At 52.4% G+C, this 20,523-nt stretch carries 21 protein-coding genes; 9 read left to right on the forward strand and 12 right to left on the reverse strand.

The window, feature by feature from the left end; genetic code table 11:
• Window positions 1-228: 228 nt before the first annotated feature.
• Window positions 229-1,704, reverse strand: coding sequence for a glucose-6-phosphate dehydrogenase (gene zwf / locus OGY13_RS16945; protein ID WP_003833817.1), 1,476 nt, complete (start codon window positions 1,702-1,704; stop codon window positions 229-231).
• A 364-nt stretch (window positions 1,705-2,068) separates the two neighbouring features.
• Between zwf and OGY13_RS16950 the strand changes: the two genes are divergently transcribed.
• Together OGY13_RS16950 and pyk are read left to right on the forward strand one after the other, a co-directional pair.
• Window positions 2,069-2,938, forward strand: coding sequence for a MurR/RpiR family transcriptional regulator (locus tag OGY13_RS16950; protein ID WP_003034893.1), 870 nt, complete (start codon window positions 2,069-2,071; stop codon window positions 2,936-2,938).
• A gap of 119 nt (window positions 2,939-3,057) precedes the next feature.
• Complete coding sequence (gene pyk / locus OGY13_RS16955; protein ID WP_003034890.1) at window positions 3,058-4,500, forward strand: pyruvate kinase; 1,443 nt, start codon at window positions 3,058-3,060, stop codon at window positions 4,498-4,500.
• A gap of 46 nt (window positions 4,501-4,546) precedes the next feature.
• Here pyk and lpxM read toward each other — a convergent pair whose 3' ends face one another.
• The 3 genes from lpxM to znuA form a co-directional block, all read right to left on the reverse strand.
• Window positions 4,547-5,518, reverse strand: a complete 972-nt coding sequence (lpxM, locus tag OGY13_RS16960) for a lauroyl-Kdo(2)-lipid IV(A) myristoyltransferase (RefSeq protein ID WP_060683691.1) — start codon at window positions 5,516-5,518, stop codon at window positions 4,547-4,549.
• A gap of 119 nt (window positions 5,519-5,637) precedes the next feature.
• Entirely contained in the window at window positions 5,638-6,957 is a 1,320-nt protein-coding gene (mepM, locus tag OGY13_RS16965) for a murein DD-endopeptidase MepM (RefSeq protein ID WP_003833825.1), read from the reverse strand.
• Between the two features lie 15 nt (window positions 6,958-6,972).
• Window positions 6,973-7,917 carry a zinc ABC transporter substrate-binding protein ZnuA gene (znuA, locus tag OGY13_RS16970; protein ID WP_003841677.1) on the reverse strand — a complete coding sequence of 315 codons (945 nt, stop codon included), beginning with the start codon at window positions 7,915-7,917 and terminating at the stop codon, window positions 6,973-6,975.
• 78 nt (window positions 7,918-7,995) lie between these two features.
• On the opposite strand from znuA, the gene znuC reads away from it, so the two are divergent.
• Window positions 7,996-8,751: a zinc ABC transporter ATP-binding protein ZnuC gene (gene znuC / locus OGY13_RS16975; RefSeq protein WP_003833829.1), complete on the forward strand. Its 756-nt coding sequence runs from the start codon at window positions 7,996-7,998 to the stop codon at window positions 8,749-8,751.
• Window positions 8,748-9,533 carry a zinc ABC transporter permease subunit ZnuB gene (gene znuB, locus OGY13_RS16980; RefSeq protein WP_003034874.1) on the forward strand — a complete coding sequence of 262 codons (786 nt, stop codon included), beginning with the start codon at window positions 8,748-8,750 and terminating at the stop codon, window positions 9,531-9,533. The genes znuC and znuB overlap by 4 nt, the downstream gene beginning before the upstream one ends.
• A 78-nt stretch (window positions 9,534-9,611) precedes the next feature.
• Here znuB and ruvB read toward each other — a convergent pair whose 3' ends face one another.
• The 6 genes from ruvB to aspS form a co-directional block, all read right to left on the reverse strand.
• Window positions 9,612-10,622, reverse strand: a complete 1,011-nt coding sequence (gene ruvB / locus OGY13_RS16985; RefSeq protein WP_213752281.1) for a Holliday junction branch migration DNA helicase RuvB — start codon at window positions 10,620-10,622, stop codon at window positions 9,612-9,614.
• A gap of 8 nt (window positions 10,623-10,630) precedes the next feature.
• Window positions 10,631-11,242, reverse strand: coding sequence for a Holliday junction branch migration protein RuvA (ruvA, locus tag OGY13_RS16990; RefSeq protein WP_204192055.1), 612 nt, complete (start codon window positions 11,240-11,242; stop codon window positions 10,631-10,633).
• Window positions 11,243-11,322: 80 nt separating this feature from the next.
• Complete coding sequence (gene ruvC, locus OGY13_RS16995; protein WP_003034867.1) at window positions 11,323-11,844, reverse strand: crossover junction endodeoxyribonuclease RuvC; 522 nt, start codon at window positions 11,842-11,844, stop codon at window positions 11,323-11,325.
• 34 nt (window positions 11,845-11,878) lie between these two features.
• On the reverse strand, window positions 11,879-12,622 hold the full coding sequence (locus OGY13_RS17000; RefSeq protein ID WP_003833836.1) for a YebC/PmpR family DNA-binding transcriptional regulator: 744 nt from the start codon (window positions 12,620-12,622) through the stop codon (window positions 11,879-11,881).
• Between the two features lie 28 nt (window positions 12,623-12,650).
• On the reverse strand, window positions 12,651-13,094 hold the full coding sequence (gene nudB / locus OGY13_RS17005) for a dihydroneopterin triphosphate diphosphatase (protein ID WP_003034863.1): 444 nt from the start codon (window positions 13,092-13,094) through the stop codon (window positions 12,651-12,653).
• Window position 13,095: 1 nt separating this feature from the next.
• Entirely contained in the window at window positions 13,096-14,868 is a 1,773-nt protein-coding gene (gene aspS, locus OGY13_RS17010) for an aspartate--tRNA ligase (protein WP_048224199.1), read from the reverse strand.
• Window positions 14,869-15,155: 287 nt separating this feature from the next.
• On the opposite strand from aspS, the gene OGY13_RS17015 reads away from it, so the two are divergent.
• Genes OGY13_RS17015 through cmoB form a run of 5 tightly spaced genes read left to right on the forward strand, consistent with a single transcriptional unit; the run spans window position 15,156 to window position 18,734 of the window.
• Window positions 15,156-15,722 (forward strand): hydrolase, encoded by a 567-nt coding sequence (locus OGY13_RS17015; protein WP_213752282.1) that lies wholly within the window; start codon window positions 15,156-15,158, stop codon window positions 15,720-15,722.
• Window positions 15,719-16,537: a DUF72 domain-containing protein gene (locus OGY13_RS17020; RefSeq protein ID WP_213752283.1), complete on the forward strand. Its 819-nt coding sequence runs from the start codon at window positions 15,719-15,721 to the stop codon at window positions 16,535-16,537. The genes OGY13_RS17015 and OGY13_RS17020 overlap by 4 nt, the downstream gene beginning before the upstream one ends.
• A gap of 52 nt (window positions 16,538-16,589) precedes the next feature.
• Entirely contained in the window at window positions 16,590-16,985 is a 396-nt protein-coding gene (locus OGY13_RS17025; protein ID WP_003833847.1) for an MAPEG family protein, read from the forward strand.
• A gap of 40 nt (window positions 16,986-17,025) precedes the next feature.
• Window positions 17,026-17,769, forward strand: coding sequence for a carboxy-S-adenosyl-L-methionine synthase CmoA (gene cmoA / locus OGY13_RS17030; protein WP_003034686.1), 744 nt, complete (start codon window positions 17,026-17,028; stop codon window positions 17,767-17,769).
• Entirely contained in the window at window positions 17,766-18,734 is a 969-nt protein-coding gene (gene cmoB, locus OGY13_RS17035) for a tRNA 5-methoxyuridine(34)/uridine 5-oxyacetic acid(34) synthase CmoB (protein WP_213752284.1), read from the forward strand. Before cmoA ends, cmoB begins: the two co-directional genes overlap by 4 nt.
• A gap of 235 nt (window positions 18,735-18,969) precedes the next feature.
• Here cmoB and cutC read toward each other — a convergent pair whose 3' ends face one another.
• On the reverse strand, window positions 18,970-19,716 hold the full coding sequence (cutC, locus tag OGY13_RS17040) for a copper homeostasis protein CutC (protein WP_213752285.1): 747 nt from the start codon (window positions 19,714-19,716) through the stop codon (window positions 18,970-18,972).
• Window positions 19,717-19,718: 2 nt separating this feature from the next.
• Window positions 19,719-20,285 carry a VOC family protein gene (locus tag OGY13_RS17045; RefSeq protein WP_003833855.1) on the reverse strand — a complete coding sequence of 189 codons (567 nt, stop codon included), beginning with the start codon at window positions 20,283-20,285 and terminating at the stop codon, window positions 19,719-19,721.
• Window positions 20,286-20,523 lie beyond the last annotated feature (238 nt).

Raw genomic sequence — 20,523 nt, forward strand, 5'->3', positions numbered from 1 at the left:
CTCCTAAAATTTATCTGTCAGAGCGTTGGATCAACAATGTGTTTCAGTTGGGTTAAAAACAGCTGAATCGCTTGTTAGCCGTAGCTCAGGGGCAAAATCGTTTCAGGCAGTGTAATAAAAAAAGCCCCGCGGGTGAATCCACGCGGAGCTTAAAAGTGCAAAAATTATTCTACAATCTGTGTTAGATCATGTTACCGGTAAAATAACACCTATGAGCTAGATGATATTTTACTCGAATTCGTTCCAGGAACGACCATCACGGGTAATCATGGCCACAGAGGCAACTGGTCCCCAGGTCCCGGCCTGATACGGCTTCGGTGCATCGTTGTCCATTGCCCAGGCTTCGGTAATAGAATCGACCCACTTCCAGGCTTCTTCAACTTCATCTCGACGCACAAACAGCGCCTGAATGCCGCGCATCGTTTCAAGCAGCAGGCGCTCATAAGCGTCGGCCAGATGCGTTTGGTTGAAGGTTTCGGAGTAGCTCAGGTCAAGTTTGGTAATTTGCAGGTTATGCTTGTGATCCAGCCCCGGCACTTTGTTCAGTACCTGGATATCGACACCTTCATCAGGCTGCAAACGGATAGTCAGCTTGTTCTGCGGCAGGTCCTGCCAGGATTCTCTGAACAGGTTCAGCTCAGGCGTTTTGAAGTAAACCACCACTTCAGAGCACTTGGTCGGTAAACGTTTACCGGTACGCAGATAGAACGGTACGCCCGCCCAGCGCCAGTTATCGATATCCACACGGATCGCCACAAACGTTTCCGTGTTGCTGCTCTTGTTTGCGCCTTCTTCTTCCAGGTATCCCGGAACTTTTTTGCCCTGGGCAAAACCGGCGGTGTACTGACCACGAACTGTCTTTTCACGTACGTTCGAACGATCGATGCGACGCAGTGATTTCAGTACTTTCACTTTTTCATCACGGATGCTGTCGGCGCTCAGATCGGACGGCGGAGACATCGCGATCATGCACAGGATCTGCAGCAGGTGGTTCTGGATCATGTCGCGCATTTGACCGGCCTGGTCAAAGTAGCCCCAGCGCCCTTCAATGCCCACTTCTTCCGCCACGGTAATTTCTACGTGGTCGATAGTGCGGTTATCCCAGTTATTCACAAACAGGGAGTTGGCAAAACGCAGTGCCAACAGGTTCAGTACCGTCTCTTTGCCGAGATAGTGGTCGATGCGGTAAACCTGGCACTCTTCGAAATACTCGCCAACCTGATCGTTGATTTCACGGGATGTTGCCAGTGATGTACCCAGCGGTTTTTCCATCACCACGCGGGCAGGCTTAGCATTCAGCTTTGCTTCACCCAGACCTTTGCAGATCGCGCCAAAGGTGCTCGGCGGCATTGCGAAATAGTTGATGGTGGTACGCGATTTTTGATCCAGCATTTTGCCCAGACGCTTAAACGCGGCGGTGTCGTTGACATCCAGGTTACAAAACTCAAGACGACCGCTGAGGGTTTCCCACAAACTTTCATCAATTTTTTCTTTCATGAAGGTTTCGAGCGCTTCGCGCACAACCTTGGTATAGGCTGCTTTGTCCCAGTCGGCACGCCCAACCCCAATAATGCGGGTATCCGGGTTAATCTGGCCGGCCTTTTCCAGTTGATACAGGGAAGGCAGCAATTTCCGTCGCGCCAGGTCGCCCTTCGCGCCGAAAATGACCAGATCACATGCCTGGGCTGTTTGCGTTACCGCCATGTCATTCTCCTCAATTAAGTGCCTGGTGCTTTTGCCAGACACTGGTTGTAATTTTATTACAGTGCACTGTACTGCTTTTACGTGAATCCGGAAACCGTAAACGCTTATCCAGCCGTGCTGTTACCGCGAACAGCCGCTTTATTGGCGTATAACCCATCAAAATGGATAAAAAAGTCGTCTTTTTCGTACCCATGAAGAAGTATGAAAATCCGACTCCGATCATGTAATGAAAAAAAACAACAACTATTTTGTCCATTTTGCCCCGTTGCTGCACTAGCAGGGGTACTATCTACCAGAGTTACCGCTCGATTTCTCCTTATCGTTGAAATCGTTTTTGCCCATGACCCATGAGTCTACCTACATCATGAATATGCTGGAAAAAATCCAGTTAAAACTGGAACATTTGAGCAAGTCAGAGCGTAAAGTCGCCGACATTATTCTTGCCTCTCCCGAGCGGGCAATTCACTCAAGCATCGCTGCGCTTGCTGTAGAAGCCAACGTCAGCGAACCGACGGTGAACCGTTTCTGTCGTAGCATGGATACGCGCGGCTTCCCTGATTTTAAACTGCATCTGGCACAAAGTCTGGCAAATGGTACTCCTTATGTTAATCGCAATGTGGATGAGGATGACAGCGTAGAATCTTATACGGGGAAAATCTTCGAATCGGCGATGGCAAGCCTTGACCACGTTCGTCAGTCGCTGGATAACGCGGCGGTAAACCGGGCGGTAGATTTGTTAACCCAGGCGAAGAAAATCGCCTTCTTTGGTTTAGGTTCTTCCGCCGCGGTCGCACACGACGCGATGAACAAATTTTTCCGCTTTAACGTACCGGTAATCTATTCCGACGACATTGTCCTGCAACGGATGAGTTGTATGAATTGTAGCGACGACGACGTCATTGTGCTTATTTCTCATACCGGAAGAACCAAAAGTCTGGTTGAACTGGCGCAGTTAGCAAGGGAAAACGACGCTATGGTTATCGCCCTCACCTCTCCCGGGACGCCACTGGCGCGTGAAGCCACGCTGGCTATTACCCTCGATGTGCCGGAAGATACTGACATTTATATGCCCATGGTCTCTCGACTTGCTCAACTGACCGTGATAGATGTGCTGGCTACAGGATTTACTTTGCGCCGAGGGGCAAAATTTAGAGATAACTTGAAGCGTGTCAAGGAAGCGCTCAAGGAATCGCGTTTTGATAAAGAATTACTCATCAAGAGTGATGACCGCTAAAAGCAATAACAATGTTCTACCCTTTTATCATCCGGGTCGTTCATTTTACCGTTAATGTTTGAGAACGGCCGGATTAATGTTCACGCAACACCTAGTTGTTTCAGTCAACGGAGTATTACATGTCCAGAAGGCTTCGCAGAACCAAAATCGTTACCACGTTAGGCCCGGCAACTGACCGCGATAACAACCTTGAGAAGATTATCGCCGCGGGTGCGAACGTCGTACGTATGAACTTTTCCCACGGCTCTCCAGAAGATCACAAACTGCGGGCGGATAAGGTCCGTGAAATTGCCGCAAAACTGGGACGTCATGTAGCTATTTTGGGTGACCTGCAGGGACCTAAAATCCGCGTATCTACCTTTAAAGAAGGTAAAGTTTTTCTTAATGTTGGCGACAAGTTCCTGTTAGACGCCAACCTCGGTAAAGGCGAAGGCGACAAAGAAAAAGTCGGTATTGATTATAAGGGACTGCCTGCAGACGTCGTGCCTGGCGATATCCTGCTGCTCGACGACGGTCGCGTACAGCTTAAAGTGCTGGAAGTTCAGGGCATGAAAGTTTTCACCGAAGTCACTGTCGGTGGCCCGCTGTCCAATAACAAGGGCATCAACAAACTGGGCGGCGGTCTCTCTGCTGAAGCCCTGACCGAAAAAGACAAAGCCGACATCATTACCGCTGCGCAAATCAGCGTTGACTATTTGGCTGTCTCCTTCCCGCGCTGCGGCGAAGATCTAAACTATGCCCGCCGTCTGGCGCGCGACGCCGGTTGCGATGCGAAAATTGTCGCCAAGGTAGAACGTGCAGAAGCCGTCTGCGACCAGAATGCGATGGATGACATCATCCTGGCTTCTGACGTAGTGATGGTAGCCCGTGGCGACCTGGGTGTTGAAATCGGTGACCCTGAGCTGGTAGGTATTCAGAAAGCGTTGATTCGCCGTGCGCGTCAGCTGAACCGTGCGGTCATCACCGCCACACAGATGATGGAGTCGATGATCACCAACCCAATGCCGACTCGTGCGGAAGTGATGGACGTGGCTAACGCCGTCCTCGACGGCACCGATGCCGTAATGCTCTCTGCCGAAACAGCAGCAGGTCAGTACCCGGCGGAAACCGTCGCGGCAATGGCGCGCGTTTGCCTGGGTGCAGAGAAGATCCCAAGCATCAACGTCTCTAAACACCGCCTTGACGTGCAGTTTGATAACGTTGAAGAAGCAATTGCGATGTCAGCGATGTACGCTGCTAACCACCTGAAAGGGGTCACCGCTATCATCGCTATGACGGAGTCCGGTCGTACTGCGCTGATGACTTCTCGTATCAGTTCCGGTCTGCCAATTTTCGCGATGTCTCGTCATGAACGTACGCTGAATCTGACCTCTCTGTATCGCGGTGTCACCCCGGTTCACTTTGACAGCGAAACAGATGGCGTCGTTGCCGCCAATGAAGCAGTGAACCTGCTGCGCGATAAAGGCTATCTGGTTTCCGGCGATCTGGTGATCGTGACACAGGGCGATGTGATGAGCACTATTGGCTCAACTAACACCACGCGTATCCTGACCGTCGAGTAACACCAGAGTTTGATGTAAAAAAGCCTCTCGTTTGAGAGGCTTTTTTTTATTTCTTCGGATAGAGATCTTTGCGCTTATAGGGCTCAATCTCGCCGGGTTTACGCGTCTTAAGCAGTTTCAGTATCCAGGTGTATTGTTCGACATGAGGCGTGACAAAAATCTCCACCTCTTCGTTCATTCGTCTGGCAATGGTGTGGTCATCCGCTGTCAGGATGTCATCCATCGGAGGACGGACCTTAATCGTCAGGCGGTGAGTTTTACCGTCATACACCGGAAACAGCGGCACTACACGCGCGTGGCAGACCTTCATCAAGCGACCAATTGCCGGTAACGTTGCTTTATAGGTAGCAAAAAAATCGACAAACTCGCTGTGCTCAGGCCCGTGGTCCTGATCCGGGAGGTAGTATCCCCAATATCCCTGACGTACAGACTGAATAAACGGTTTGATGCCATCATTACGCGCATGTAATCGACCTCCGAAACGACGGCGTACCGTGTTCCAGACGTAATCAAATACCGGGTTTCCCTGATTGTGGAACATTGCTGCCATTTTCTGTCCCTGGGAAGCCATCAGCATCGCCGGGATATCTACACCCCAGCCATGAGGAACGAGAAAAATCACTTTTTCATCGTTGCGGCGCATCTCTTCGATGATTTCAAGGCCCTGCCAGTCAACCCGATTCTGAATTTTCTCCGGCCCGCGCAGGGCGAGTTCCGCCATCATGACCATCGCCTGAGGGGCGGTCGCGAACATCTCATCGACAATGGCTTCGCGCTCAGCTTCGCTGCGTTCAGGAAAACAAAGGGATAAATTGATCAGCGCTCTGCGACGTGAGCTTTTTCCCAAGCGTCCAACCATCCGTCCGAGCTTTGCCAGAATAGGATCGCGAAATGACGCTGGCGTTAACGCAACCCCAGCTATCGCCGCTACACCCAGCCAGGCGCCCCAGTAGCGCGGATGGCGAAATGATTTATGAAACTCAGGGATATACTCAATATTCTTTTTTTTCGTTTCCATGCTCTTCCAGTGTCTGGTGCCGCGAAAAGTAAATCTGCTGATAGTGTAGCGGCGCACCGTGCGCCGTACAAAATAAAAAAGCCGGCACGCATCGCGTACCGGCTTTATCAGTGTGCTAATTAATCAAAACGTAGCTGAGGCATAACTTCTTTCACCTGCGCCAGATAATCGGTGCGATCCGAGCCGGTCAGACCTTCTGTACGCGGCAGTTTCGCCGTCAGAGGGTTCACGGCCTGCTGGTTAATCCACACTTCGTAGTGCAGATGCGGACCTGTTGAACGCCCGGTGTTACCTGACAGCGCGATACGATCGCCACGTTTCACTTTTTGACCTGGTTTCACCAATAGCTTACGCAGGTGCATATAACGGGTGGTGTAGGTGCGACCATGACGAACCGCAACATAGTATCCGGCAGCGCCGCTACGCTTCGCTACAACCACTTCACCATCGCCTACCGACAGTACCGGCGTCCCCTGCGGCATCGCAAAGTCGACACCTTTGTGCGGCGCTACGCGTCCAGTCACCGGATTCAGGCGACGCGGGTTAAAGTTCGAGGAGATGCGGAACTGTTTCGCCGTCGGGAAACGCATGAAGCCTTTCGCCAGCCCGGTACCGTTACGGTCATAGAACTTACCGTCTTCAGCACGGATGGCGTAATAGTCTTTGCCTTCAGAACGTAAACGCACGCCCAGCAGTTGGCTTTGCTCGCGCTTACCGTCCAGCATTTCGCGAGACATCAGCACTGAGAACTCATCGCCTTTTTTCAGTTTGCGGAAATCCATCTGCCACTGCATGGCCTTAATCACCGCGCTGATTTCAGAGCTGGTCAGTCCGGCCTCTTTGGCGCTGGCGACGAAGCTTCCGCCCACCGTGCCTTTGATACGGCTGTTAACCCAATCGCCCTGCTGCATTTCGCTGCTCATTTTGAAACCTGTCGCAGTGCGATCGTAAGTGCGGGTTTCACGGCGGGACACTTCCCAGGTCAGACGCTGCAGGTCACCTTCCGCGCTTAAGGTCCAGGATAACTGCTGACCAATTTTCAGATTGCGTAGTTCTTTATCGGAAGCAGCGAGCTGACTGATGTCGCCCATATCGATGCCGTACTGATTCAGAATACTGCTCAGCGTATCGCCTGTGGAGACGACATACTCATGCACGCCGGCTTCACCAGACGTTTTGTCATCCAGTTCATCCTGCGGAATGGCTTCGTCTTCCTGCGCGGCCTGATCGATAGGTTCACTGGCCTCAGGCAACAGTGAACGAATCTCGCTTTTTTCCAGCTCGATAGTTTTAACGATGGGTGCAGAATCGGGATGGTAAACATAAGGCCGCCAGACGGCGACGGCCAATGTCAGTACGGTAAGCGACCCCAGCATAACGCGATGGGGTCGCGGCAGATTATTAAATGCCAGAGCGACAGAGCGGGCTATCTGTTGCACGTATTCACTTCCTCATTAATCTCCTTTCAGGCAGCTCGCATACTGGTTGGCTAATTGGTTCAAAAACGCTGAATAGCTTGTTTTACCCAGTTTGATATTCGTTCCGAGCGGATCCAACGTTCCCATTCGAACGGATGTCCCTCTCGCGACGGCTTCAACGACCGCTGGCCTGAACTGTGGCTCAGCAAAAACGCAGGTTGCTTTTTGCTCAACCAACTGTGTTCTTATTTCATGTAAACGCTGCGCACCAGGTTGAATCTCAGGGTTCACGGTAAAGTGACCAAGCGGTGTTAGTCCGTAGTGTTTTTCGTAGTAGCCATAGGCGTCATGAAAAACGAAATAACCTTTTCCCTTGAGCGGTGCGAGCTCGTTACCTACCTGCTTATCGGTTGCGGCTAATTGTGCCTCAAAATCCTTCAGGTTGGCGTCAAGTTTGGCTCGACTTTGCGGCATAAGTTCCACTAATTTTTCATGGATTGCAACCGCTGAGGCCCGCGCTATCTCTGGGGAAAGCCAAAGATGCATGTTGTAATCGCCATGATGGTGATGCTCGTCACTTTTTTCACTGCCAGCATCATTGTGTCCATGATCGTCATCGTCGTCATCAGCACCTTTCATGAGTAACGGTTTCACGTCATTGAGCTGCGCAATCGTTACCAGTTTCGCGTTAGGAATATTCTTGACTGACTTTTCCATAAACGCTTCCATCTCAGGTCCAATCCAAACAACTAAGTCCGCGCCCTGTAAGCGTTTTACGTCTGATGGACGCAGTGAATAGTCATGTTCGGAAGCCCCGTCAGGCAGGAGAACCTCAGTGTCTGTTACCCCGTCTGCAATGGCTGAAGCAATAAACCCCAGCGGCTTGAGTGAGGCCACCACAGCGGCATTTGCTGCCTGTGTTGCACTACCCCAAAGAGCAGCGGATAATGCTGCGAAAAGAAGCGTATTTTTATGTAACATAATGCGACCAATCATCGTAATGAATGTAAGAAATGTGATATTATAACATTCTATAACTTCTGCAAGACTAAAATTGATATGACGACTTTGGTTTCACTGGAAAATGTCTCGGTCTCTTATGGTCAACGCCGCGTCCTGTCTGACGTATCGCTTGAACTTCGACCCGGTAAAATTTTAACGCTTCTCGGCCCAAATGGTGCCGGGAAGTCTACGCTGGTGCGCGTTGTATTAGGGCTGGTAGCGGCTGATGAGGGAGTAATCAAGCGTAATGGTCAATTGCGGATTGGCTATGTACCGCAAAAACTGTACCTCGATACTACGCTGCCACTGACGGTAAGTCGGTTTATGCGCTTACGTCCCGGCACCAAAAAAGAGGATATCCTTCCGGCACTGAAGCGCGTTCAGGCCGGGCATCTGATGGATGCGCCGATGCAAAAGCTCTCTGGCGGGGAAACGCAACGCGTCCTGTTGGCCCGTGCTTTATTGAATAAACCTCAGCTACTGGTGCTCGATGAACCAACCCAGGGCGTGGATGTCAATGGGCAGGTCGCACTGTACGACCTTATCGACCAGTTGCGACGTGAACTGGATTGCGCCGTACTGATGGTTTCCCATGACCTGCATCTGGTGATGGCCAAAACCGATGAGGTACTGTGCCTGAACCATCATATTTGCTGTTCCGGTGCGCCGGAAGTGGTTTCTATGCACCCGGAATTCATCTCAATGTTCGGGCAACGCGGCGCCGAACAACTCGGAATTTACCGTCATAATCACAATCACCGCCACGATTTACAGGGTCGTATCGTCTTACGCCGGGGAAATGGTCACTCATGATTGAATTGTTATTACCCGGTTGGTTAGCCGGGATCATGCTGGCCTGTGCCGCTGGCCCACTCGGCTCGTTTGTAGTCTGGCGTCGAATGTCTTATTTCGGTGATACGCTGGCCCACGCTTCGCTGCTGGGAGTCGCCTTTGGCCTGCTGCTGGATGTAAACCCTTTCTATGCGGTTATCGCCGTCACCCTGTTGCTGGCTGGCGGTCTGGTATGGCTGGAGAAGCGCCCTCACCTTGCGATCGATACCTTGCTGGGTATTATGGCGCACAGCGCGTTGTCATTGGGGCTGGTTGTTGTCAGCCTGATGTCCAACATCCGTGTGGATCTGATGGCTTACCTGTTTGGTGATTTGCTCGCCGTGACGCCAGAAGATCTTATCTCCATCGCCATCGGCGTGGTTATTGTTCTGGCGATTCTGTTCTGGCAGTGGCGTAACCTGCTGTCGATGACCATCAGTCCGGATCTGGCATTTGTCGATGGCGTGAAGCTGCAACGCGTGAAGCTGCTGCTGATGCTGGTTACGGCGTTAACGATTGGCGTGGCGATGAAGTTTGTCGGGGCGCTGATTATCACCTCACTGCTTATCATCCCTGCGGCGACCGCCCGTCGCTTTGCCCGTACGCCGGAGCAGATGGCAGGGGTTGCCGTTGGTGTGGGTATGATAGCGGTTACAGGGGGACTGACCTTCTCAGCCTTTTATGATACCCCGGCAGGTCCTTCCGTGGTGCTGTGCGCCGCGCTGCTGTTTATTTTCAGCATGATGAAAAAGCAAGCGAGCTAAGCATGCGTTGCCCGGTGGCGCTGCGCTTACCGGGCCTACAAAATCGCCCAGGCCTGATGAGCGTCGCGACATCAGGCATTAAGGCATCTGTGGCGGTGTAATGCCAAAATGGTTCCAGGCGCGCACGGTTGCCATACGTCCACGCGGCGTACGTTGTAGAAAACCTTGCTGAATCAGATACGGCTCCAGCACGTCCTCAATGGTTTCACGCTCTTCCCCAATCGCCGCTGCCAGGTTATCCAGTCCTACCGGCCCGCCAAAGAATTTATCGATAACCGCCAGCAGCAGCTTACGGTCCATATAATCGAATCCTTCCGCATCCACATTGAGCATATCCAGTGCCTGGGCGGCAATATCAGCCGAAATCGTGCCGTCATGCTTCACTTCAGCGAAATCGCGTACCCGGCGTAATAAACGGTTGGCGATACGCGGCGTACCGCGGGCGCGGCGTGCCACTTCCAGCGCGCCTTCATCGCTCATTTCCAGGCCCATAAAGCGTGCGCTACGCCCAACAATGTGCTGCAGGTCTGCCACCTGATAGAACTCCAGGCGCTGCACAATACCAAAACGGTCACGCAGCGGAGACGTTAACGACCCGGCGCGCGTCGTCGCCCCGATTAGCGTAAACGGCGGCAGATCGATCTTAATCGAACGGGCAGCCGGCCCTTCACCAATCATGATATCCAGCTGATAATCTTCCATCGCCGGATACAGCACCTCTTCCACCACCGGTGACAGACGATGAATTTCATCGATAAACAGCACATCGTGGGGTTCAAGGTTGGTAAGCATTGCCGCCAGGTCACCCGCTTTTTCCAGTACCGGACCGGACGTGGTGCGCAGATTAACGCCCATTTCATTGGCGACAATATTGGCAAGCGTAGTTTTACCAAGACCAGGAGGACCGAAAATCAGCAGGTGATCGAGAGCATCACCGCGCAGCTTCGCCGCCTGGATAAAAATCTCCATTTGCGAACGAACCTGAGGCTGGCCAATATACTCTTCCAGCAATTTTGGGCGAATCGCACGATCCACCAGATCGTCAGGGGTAGTGCTGACAGCCGAAATCAGGCGATCTGCTTCAATCATCCGTTACCTCACAATGCCGCGCGAAGCGCTTCACGAATCAGGGTTTCACTGCTGGCATCAGGGCGGGCAATTTTGCTCACCATGCGGCTGGCTTCCTGTGGTTTATAGCCCAACGCCACCAGCGCAGCAACCGCTTCCTGCTCGGCGTCGTCCGTTGTCGGGCTTGCCGGAGACGTCAGGACCAGATCCGCTGCTGGTGTAAAGAGATCACCATGCAAACCTTTAAAGCGGTCTTTCATTTCTACAATCAGGCGTTCTGCGGTTTTCTTACCAATACCCGGTAATTTCACCAGCGCGCCCAGCTCTTCGCGCTCTACGGCATTAACGAACTGCTGAGCAGACATACCGGAGAGGATCGCCAGCGCCAGCTTCGGCCCCACGCCATTGGTTTTGATTAACTCTTTAAACAGCGTGCGCTCTTGCTTGTTGTTAAAGCCATACAATAGCTGAGCATCTTCTCGCACCACAAAATGGGTGAAAATAATCGCTTCTTGCCCGGCTTCCGGCAACTCGTAGAAACAGGTCATCGGCATATGCACTTCATAGCCTACCCCGCCCGTTTCCAGAAGGATCAACGGGGGTTGTTTTTCAATAATGATGCCTCTGAGTCTGCCTATCACGTGACGCTCCTGCGTTAAGGGCTAAAAGGTAATGCGCTATCATAAAAAAAGGCTGGATAGATATCCAGCCTCATTTGTCACTAACGTAACCGACCTCGCGCCAAATTCAGCCTCGACTCGCTCATTTGCATGGCGTTCTGACTGACATGGCAGTGGGTAATGGCAATCGCTAGTGCATCCGCGGCATCTGCTTGCGGATTCGCCGGGAGTTTTAGCAGCGTGCGTACCATATGCTGGACCTGGCTTTTTTCCGCGCTACCGATCCCCACCACGGTCTGTTTTACCTGGCGGGCCGCGTATTCAAAGACCGGTAGATCCTGATTGGTCGCCGCAACGATTGCCACGCCGCGAGCCTGTCCCAGCTTTAGCGCCGAGTCGGCGTTCTTCGCCATAAAAACCTGCTCAATGGCAAAATAGTCCGGCTGAAACTGGGTGATGATTTCCGTCACGCCCGCGTAAATCAACTTCAGACGTGACGGGAGATCGTCGACTTTGGTGCGAATGCAGCCGCTGCCGAGGTAGGTCAGCTGCCTGCCGACCTGACGAATAACGCCATAACCGGTGATGCGAGACCCCGGGTCAATGCCGAGAATAATAGACATCACGCATCTCCTGTTATTTTATGGCTAAACCACATCATTCTAAGGTGGCAGCAACCTCATCGGAGATTTCACCGTTGTGGTAAACTTCCTGCACGTCGTCGCAGTCTTCCAGCATATCGATCAGACGCATCAGCTTCGGCGCTGTTTCTGCATCCATATCCGCTTTGGTGGATGGGATCATAGACACTTCAGCTGCGTCCGCTTTCAGACCAGCCGCTTCCAGCGCGTCACGCACTTTGCCCATCTCTTCCCACGCGGTGTAAACGTCAATTGCGCCGTCGTCGAAGGTCACAACGTCTTCAGCACCTGCTTCCAGCGCCGCTTCCATGATGGCGTCTTCGTCGCCCTGTTCAAAGGAGATCACGCCTTTTTTGCTGAACAGGTAAGCCACGGAACCGTCGGTACCGAGGTTACCACCCGTTTTCGTGAACGCGTGACGCACTTCCGCAACGGTACGGTTACGGTTGTCAGACAGACATTCAATCATAACGGCTGTACCGCCAGGACCGTAACCTTCATAGATGATGGTTTCCATGTTGGAATCTTCATCACCACCCACACCGCGCGCGATTGCACGGTTCAGGGTGTCACGGGTCATGTTGTTAGCCAGCGCTTTATCAACCGCTGCACGCAGACGCGGGTTAGCATCCGGATCGCCGCCGCCCAGTTTAGCCGCCGTCACCAGCTCACGAATTATTTTGGTGAAAATTTTACCGCGTTTAGCATCCTGCGCTGCTTTACGGTGTCTGGTGTTGGCCCATTTACTATGACCTGCCATAAATAATATCTCCAAAAAGCGCGCCTTTTCAGGCGACGTTAATTACAAACTCTTCAATCGCCTGCCGGTTACTCCACGACTTGGTTAATTGGGCGGCTTCAACCGCATTAACCCAACGATAGGTCAGATGTTCGGTGAACACGATCTCTCGTTCTGAGGGAAGTGCCAGGCAAAACCAGGATTCAGTATTACGTTCAATTCCCGGTGCATAGCGATGACGTAAATGGCTAAAAATCTCAAACTCCACCGTGCGCTGACAGTCAATTAAGGTCAGTTGCTCAGATGCAACATCAATGGCGACCTCTTCCTTTACTTCGCGCATAGCGGCTTGCGACGCGGTTTCACCTTCTTCAAGGCTGCCGGTGACCGACTGCCAGAAATCAGGATCGTCGCGTCGCTGTAACATCAGCACTCTCCCGGTGTCCTTTGCATAAATCACGACTAACACCGAGACAGGCTGTTTATATGTCATATCAGTTATTCTCGGCCTTCTTAACAACCTGAATGCTCAGTTCCGCCAGCGCAGCTGCGTTGGCAAAGCTTGGCGCTTCAGTCATCAGACACGCTGCAGCCGTGGTTTTCGGGAAAGCAATAACGTCACGAATGTTGTCAGTACCGGTCAACAGCATAGTCAGACGGTCCAGACCAAACGCCAGGCCCGCATGCGGCGGTGTACCATATTTTAGCGCATCCAGCAGGAAGCCGAATTTCTCACGCTGTTCTTGCTCATTAATGCCCAGAATACCGAATACGGTTTGCTGCATGTCGCCGTTGTGAATACGCACGGAACCGCCGCCTACTTCGTAGCCGTTGATGACCATATCGTACGCGTTGGCAACCGCGTCTTCCGGCGCAGCTTTCAGCTCAGCGGCCGTCATATCTTTCGGCGCGGTGAACGGGTGGTGCATTGCGGTCAGCCCGCCTTCACCATCGTCTTCAAACATTGGGAAGTCGATAACCCACAGCGGCGCCCATTTGGCTTCGTCGGTAATGCTCAGATCTTTACCCAGTTTCAGACGCAGCGCGCCCATCGCGTCGGCAACCACTTTCTTGTTGTCGGCACCGAAGAAAATCATGTCGCCGTCTTGTGCACCGGTACGTGCCAGAATCGCTTCCACAATTTCTGCGTTCAGGAACTTAGCAACTGGGCTGGTAATACCTTCCAGACCTTTCGCACGTTCGGTGACTTTGATGTAAGCCAGGCCTTTCGCGCCGTAAATCTTGATAAAGTTACCGTAATCGTCGATCTGCTTACGGCTCAGTGCAGCACCGCCCGGTACACGCAGAGCAGCTACGCGGCCTTTCGCATCGTTTGCCGGGCCAGAGAACACTGCGAACTCAACGTCTTTCACCAGATCGGCAACGTCAACCAGCTCCATCGGGTTACGCAGGTCTGGTTTATCGGAACCGTAACGACGCTCAGCTTCGGCAAAGGTCATGATCGGGAAATCACCCAGATCCACACCTTTCACTTCCAGCCACAGGTTACGCACCAGCGCTTCCATCACTTCACGCACCTGCGGTGCGGTCATGAAGGAAGTCTCAACGTCGATCTGGGTAAATTCAGGCTGACGGTCAGCACGTAAGTCTTCATCACGGAAGCATTTTACGATCTGATAGTAGCGGTCAAAGCCAGACATCATCAGCAGCTGTTTAAACAACTGAGGTGATTGCGGCAGCGCGTAGAATTTACCTTTATGTACGCGAGAAGGTACCAGGTAATCGCGCGCGCCTTCCGGCGTCGCTTTGGTCAGCATCGGTGTTTCGATGTCGAGGAAGCCGTGGTCGTCCATAAAACGACGCACCAGACTGGTGATTTTGGCACGCGTTTTCAGGCGCTGCGCCATTTCAGGGCGACGCAGATCTAAATAGCGATACTTCAGTCGCGCTTCTTCGGTGTTGACGTGGTTAGAGTCCAACGGCAGCGAGTCTGAACGGTTGATGATGGTCAGATCGGAGGCCAGCACTTCAATTTCGCCCGTCGCCATATCGGCGTTGACGTTTTTCGCGTCACGCGCACGCACGGTGCCCGTAACCTGGATGCAGAACTCATTACGCAGTTCGGAGGCCAGCTTTAACGCGTCCGCACGGTCCGGATCGAAAAATACCTGCACGATACCTTCGCGGTCGCGCATATCGATAAAGATCAGGCTACCAAGATCACGACGACGGTTGACCCAACCACACAGAGTCACCTGCTGCCCCTCGTGGGACAGACGTAGCTGTCCGCAATATTCTGTACGCATGAGATATCCCTTAACTTTGCCGCAGGCGGATTGTCACCTGTCTCGCAGATGACGAAGTCGCAGCTTTAGCTGAATGTCACAACTGAATGAAAAAAGGCGGCTATTATACTGGAAATTCTGCCGCACGATAAGAGCCTACTGGGATAGACTCTCAGTCCGGTACTGACTGTACGCCTGTTTCCTGGACGGGCATTGCGTAATCTCACAAAAAATAACAAAAATTGTCGCCCCTTTCACACTGATTCGCGATTAAGGTGTAACGGAATTCTTTTATTACTGGAGTGACCATGCTGGAATTGAACGCTAAAACAACCGCCCTTGTCGTAATTGATTTACAGGAAGGGATCCTGCCTTTCGCTGGCGGCCCTCATACGGCACATGATGTGGTTACCCGCGCCGCGCAATTGGCGGAAAAATTCCGTGCCCACGGTTCCCCGGTGGTAATGGTGCGCGTCGGCTGGTCTGACGATTACGCCGAAGCGCTGAAACAACCCGTAGATGCTCAGACTCCGGCAAAAGCGTTACCTGAAAATTGGTGGCATTACCCGGCTGCTTTGGGGAAATGCGCCAGCGATATCGAAGTGGCTAAACGCCAGTGGGGAGCCTTCTATGGTACCGATCTGGAATTGCAGCTGCGTCGCCGGGGTATTGATACCATCGTCCTGTGCGGGATCTCGACGAACATTGGCGTTGAGTCGACGGCGCGAAATGCGTGGGAGCTGGGTTTCAGTCTTATCATTGCAGAGGATGCCTGTAGCGCCGCCAGTGCTGAGCAACACCAGGGCAGCATGACCCACATTTTCCCGCGCATTGCGCGCGTTCGCAGCGTGGAGGAGATTCTGCAAGCGCTATGATTTATATCGGATTACCTCAGTGGTCGCATCCAAAATGGGTGCGTCTGGGGATCACCAGCCTTGAAGAGTATGCCCGCCATTTTAACTGCGTGGAGGGCAATACCACGCTGTATGCGCTGCCTAAAGCTGATATTGTTGCCCGCTGGCAGGCACAGACCACCGATGCGTTTCGATTTTGTTTTAAGTTTCCGGCGACCATTTCGCATCAGGCTGCGCTGCGTAATTGTGATGACCTCGTACAGGAATTTTTTACGCGCATGTTGCCGCTGGAATCGCGCATTGGACAATACTGGCTTCAATTACCTGCGACTTTTGGCCCACGCGATCTGCCTGCCCTGTGGCAGTTTCTCGATGTGCTCCCGAATTCCTTTACCTACGGTGTGGAAGTTCGCCATCCAGACTTCTTTGCCAAAGGCGAAGCCGAGCAGCTATTTAATCGCGGTTTACACGAGCGCGGAGTAAACCGGGTGATTCTGGACAGCCGCCCGGTGCATGCCGCAATCCCGCATACTGAAGCAATACGTGACGCCCAGCGCAAGAAACCGAAGGCTCCGGTGCATGCGGTGGTGACGGCAAACCATCCGATGGTACGCTTTATCGGTAGCGATAATATGGCACAAAACAGCGAGCTTTTTGCCGTCTGGCTGACCAAGCTATCGCTATGGCAACGCACCACGACGCCGTATCTGTTTTTGCATACGCCGGACATCGCGCAGGCCCCGGAGCTTGTTGATACGCTATGGGCAGATTTACGCAGCGCCCTGCCAGAGATCGGATCAGCACCCTCTATTCCACAGCAATCTTCTCTTTTCTGAAATTGCCACCTATCATAGTCAGTGCCAGCAGCCATTTTAAAAGGGAGTTTGTATGGTAAGCGCGCTTTATGCCGTATTGGGTGCGTTATTGTTAATAAAGTTCTCCTTTGACGTCGTTCGCCTGCGCATGCAATATCGCGTTGCCTATGGCGATGGAGGTTTTAGCGAACTGCAAAGCGCTATCCGCATTCACGGTAATGCGGTGGAATATATTCCCGTCGCGTTAGTGCTGCTGTTATTTATGGAAATGAACGGCGCAGAGACGTGGATGGTGCATATTTGCGGGCTGATGTTGATTGCCGGACGACTGATGCATTATTACGGATTCCACCACCGGCTTTTCCGCTGGCGCCGTTCAGGCATGAGCGCAACCTGGTGTTCGCTGTTGCTAATGGTGCTGGCGAATCTTTGGTATATGCCCTGGGAGTTGGTTTTCTCCCTGCATTAGCGCACAATACGCCACTTTATTTTTCCCGGATTTTTACGTTATGTCTCACCGCGACACGCTTTTTTCTGCGCCTATCGCCAGTCTGGGTGACTGGACCTTTGATGAACGGGTAGCTGAAGTCTTCCCGGATATGATCCAGCGTTCCGTTCCTGGCTATTCCAATATCATTTCTATGATTGGCATGCTGGCCGAACGTTTCGTACAACCCAACACGCAGGTCTACGATCTGGGCTGTTCTCTGGGCGCGGCGACGCTCTCGGTGCGTCGCAATATTCATCACGAGAATTGCAAAATTATTGCCGTCGATAACTCCCCGGCGATGGTTGAGCGCTGCCGTCGTCATATTGACGCCTATAAGGCACCGACCCCGGTTGAGGTTGTCGAAGGCGATATTCGCAACATTACTATCGAAAACGCCTCGATGGTGGTGCTGAATTTTACCCTGCAATTCCTTGAGCCACCTGAGCGCCAGGCATTGTTGGATAAGATTTATCAAGGGTTGAATCCCGGCGGCGCGCTGGTGCTGTCTGAAAAATTCAGTTTCGAAGACGCTAACGTTGGCGAGCTGCTGTTCAACATGCACCACGACTTCAAACGGGCCAATGGCTACAGCGAACTGGAAATTAGTCAGAAACGCAGCATGCTGGAAAACGTGATGCTGACCGACTCGGTAGAAACGCACAAAGCGCGACTGCATCAGGCCGGCTTTGAGCACAGCGAATTGTGGTTCCAGTGCTTCAACTTTGGCTCTCTGGTGGCGTTGAAAGCTGAGGTTAGCGCATGATCGATTTTGGTAACTTTTATCAGTTGATTGCCAAAAATCATCTGTCCCATTGGCTGGAAACGCTTCCGGCGCAAATCGCTGCCTGGCAGCGCGATCAGCATGGTTTATTTAAACAATGGTCAAACGCCGTCGAGTTTCTGCCCGAGCTGACGCCGCATCGTCTGGACTTACTGCACAGCGTTACCGCAGAAAGTAAAGAACCGCTCAGCGAAGGCCAGCTTAAACGTATCGACACCCTGATGCGTAACCTGATGCCATGGCGTAAAGGACCGTACTCGCTGTACGACGTCAACATCGATACCGAATGGCGTTCCGACTGGAAGTGGGATCGCGTTCTGCCGCACTTGTCTGATCTCACCGGCCGTACCATTCTTGATGTTGGCTGTGGCAGTGGTTATCACATGTGGCGCATGATTGGCGCTGGAGCGCATCTGGCGGTTGGGATCGATCCTACGCAACTGTTTCTGTGCCAGTTTGAGGCGGTACGTAAACTGCTGGGCAATGACCAGCGTGCTCACCTGCTGCCGCTGGGTATTGAGCAACTTCCAGCGCTAAACGCCTTTGACACTGTGTTCTCCATGGGCGTGCTTTATCACCGCCGATCGCCGCTGGAACATCTGTGGCAATTAAAGGATCAGTTGGTTAAAGATGGCGAACTGGTGCTGGAAACGCTGGTCGTCGAAGGTGATGAAAATACCGTACTGGTGCCGGGCGATCGTTACGCGCAGATGCGTAACGTCTACTTTATTCCATCTGCGTTGGCGCTAAAAAACTGGCTGGAAAAATGCGGTTTTGTTGATGTGCGCATCGCCGATGTCTGCGTCACCACCACCGAAGAGCAACGCCGCACCGAGTGGATGGTAACCGAGTCGCTGGCCGACTTCCTCGACCCTAACGACCACAGCAAAACGGTGGAAGGCTACCCCGCCCCATTACGTGCGGTATTGATTGCGCGTAAGCCGTAATAGATTGCCGAATGACCGTTACGTATAGCGCCGTTTCTCCAAAATAGTTCAAGTTGCAGCAAGGCGGCAACGCAGCAAATCCCCGGGAGCGTAGATAACTACGTGACCGGGGTGCGCGAGGCGGCCAACGCTGCTGCGGCTTGAAATATGAAGGAGAAAAAAAGGCCCCTGTTGAAATTGCAGGGGCCTGGTACGAGCAAGCATCATATTGGGCGACATGATGCAACGGTAAAAATCAGCTGGCCTGATGGTGTGCAATGATTGCTTTCATTTGAGCAACCGCCGTCCCGTCTACCGCATAGCGCGAATACTCATCCGCCTGCGCATCCGAAGACATCGACAACCCCGAATTGCGATAACGCATTGGTGAAGCCAGCCATACTCCGGCAGAACTGTGGACTTCCTGCACTCCAGCATCAAGGAACAGGGACAAATTCGAGGCGCGAACCCCCGCTCCGGCCATAATGATTGGAGCACCGGGCTGCGCAATAAGTTCCATTATTTTTGTTAAACCTTGCGCCGCATCTGATTTTTGCCCTGAAGTGAGTACTCTGGCAATGCCCAAATCAGCTAATTTTTTAAGCGCATTGAGTGGGTTAGCACACATATCAAAGGCCCGATGAAAAGTGACTTGCAGCGAACCGGCGGCAATCATTATTTTCTCCATGCGCGGCATATCGACATTGCCATCCACATCTAAAATGCCGGTCACCAGCCCTGAGAATCCCAGTTCCCTGACCATCACAATATCATCCAGCATTGCAGCAAATTCACCTTCGGTGTAGCAAAAGTCGCCTCCACGTGGGCGAATAATGGGATTGACGGGAATCGAAATGTGCTGGCGAACTGAACGCAAGACGCCCAGTGACGGCGTTAAGCCCCCTTCTTTGGGTGCCGAGCATAGTTCAATACGATCCGCGCCGTTTTGCTGCGCCGTGCGCGCGCACTCCATGCTGTAACAGCAGATTTCCAGTATAGCCATGCTCACTCCTGACGTTCACTTGCCACAATGGTTTCAATCGACCACGGATGGAATTTTATCGTCACGCTACCATCGCTAACCGCCAGCGTCGGATTCGGTAAACGCTCACGCTCTCCTTTTGGCGAGCTGGTTTTCACAAAAATGCCCGGTTGACTCAGACCGTGATCGGAAAGCAGCGCCAGCGCTCGCGCATTCAGCGTTTCCGCCTCTCCCGGCAGAACAATTTCAATATGTTCCCAGCCTTCATGAGGGTAGCGTTTTTCGCCCGGCCACGGCAGTTCGACGATGGAAAATTGCCAATGTTGCACACAAACCGGCTCATGCAGTTTAAAAAGACAAATAGGTCTGCCGTTAATGATGTTTTCTGACAACAATTCACCGCACTGTTCAAACCCACGACGCCAGCGTTCTGCGGTGGTATTTTGATGGCAACGCAAGGAAATGTGATCGGCTTCCAGGCCTGTGATATCCAGCCCAAGACGGGTAGAAAGTTCCGTTAATGCCTGCGTGAAATGCGGTAAATCTGCAGAAATATCCTGTAGTTCTGCAACGGTTTGCCAGTTCGCCATATTAAAAGCTCATATCCATGTTCAAAGTCGCTAATTTACTCTGTTGCGCTGCGCCATCCAACCGCTGTTTTCTTCGAACACATCATGAATAAATTTACGCCATTGCATTGTTTATATTTCAGGCTACTGGCGGTACACACAATGCTGACGGCAACGGGCATTTGCAGTATACTCCCGCCCTTAATTCTTAAACTGGTGCGGTGAATTTTAGGCCGCTTCATAAATGTAAGGTATTCCG

The sequence above is a fragment of the Citrobacter sp. Cpo045 genome (assembly GCF_030332875.1).
GTDB lineage: Bacteria > Pseudomonadota > Gammaproteobacteria > Enterobacterales > Enterobacteriaceae > Citrobacter > Citrobacter portucalensis.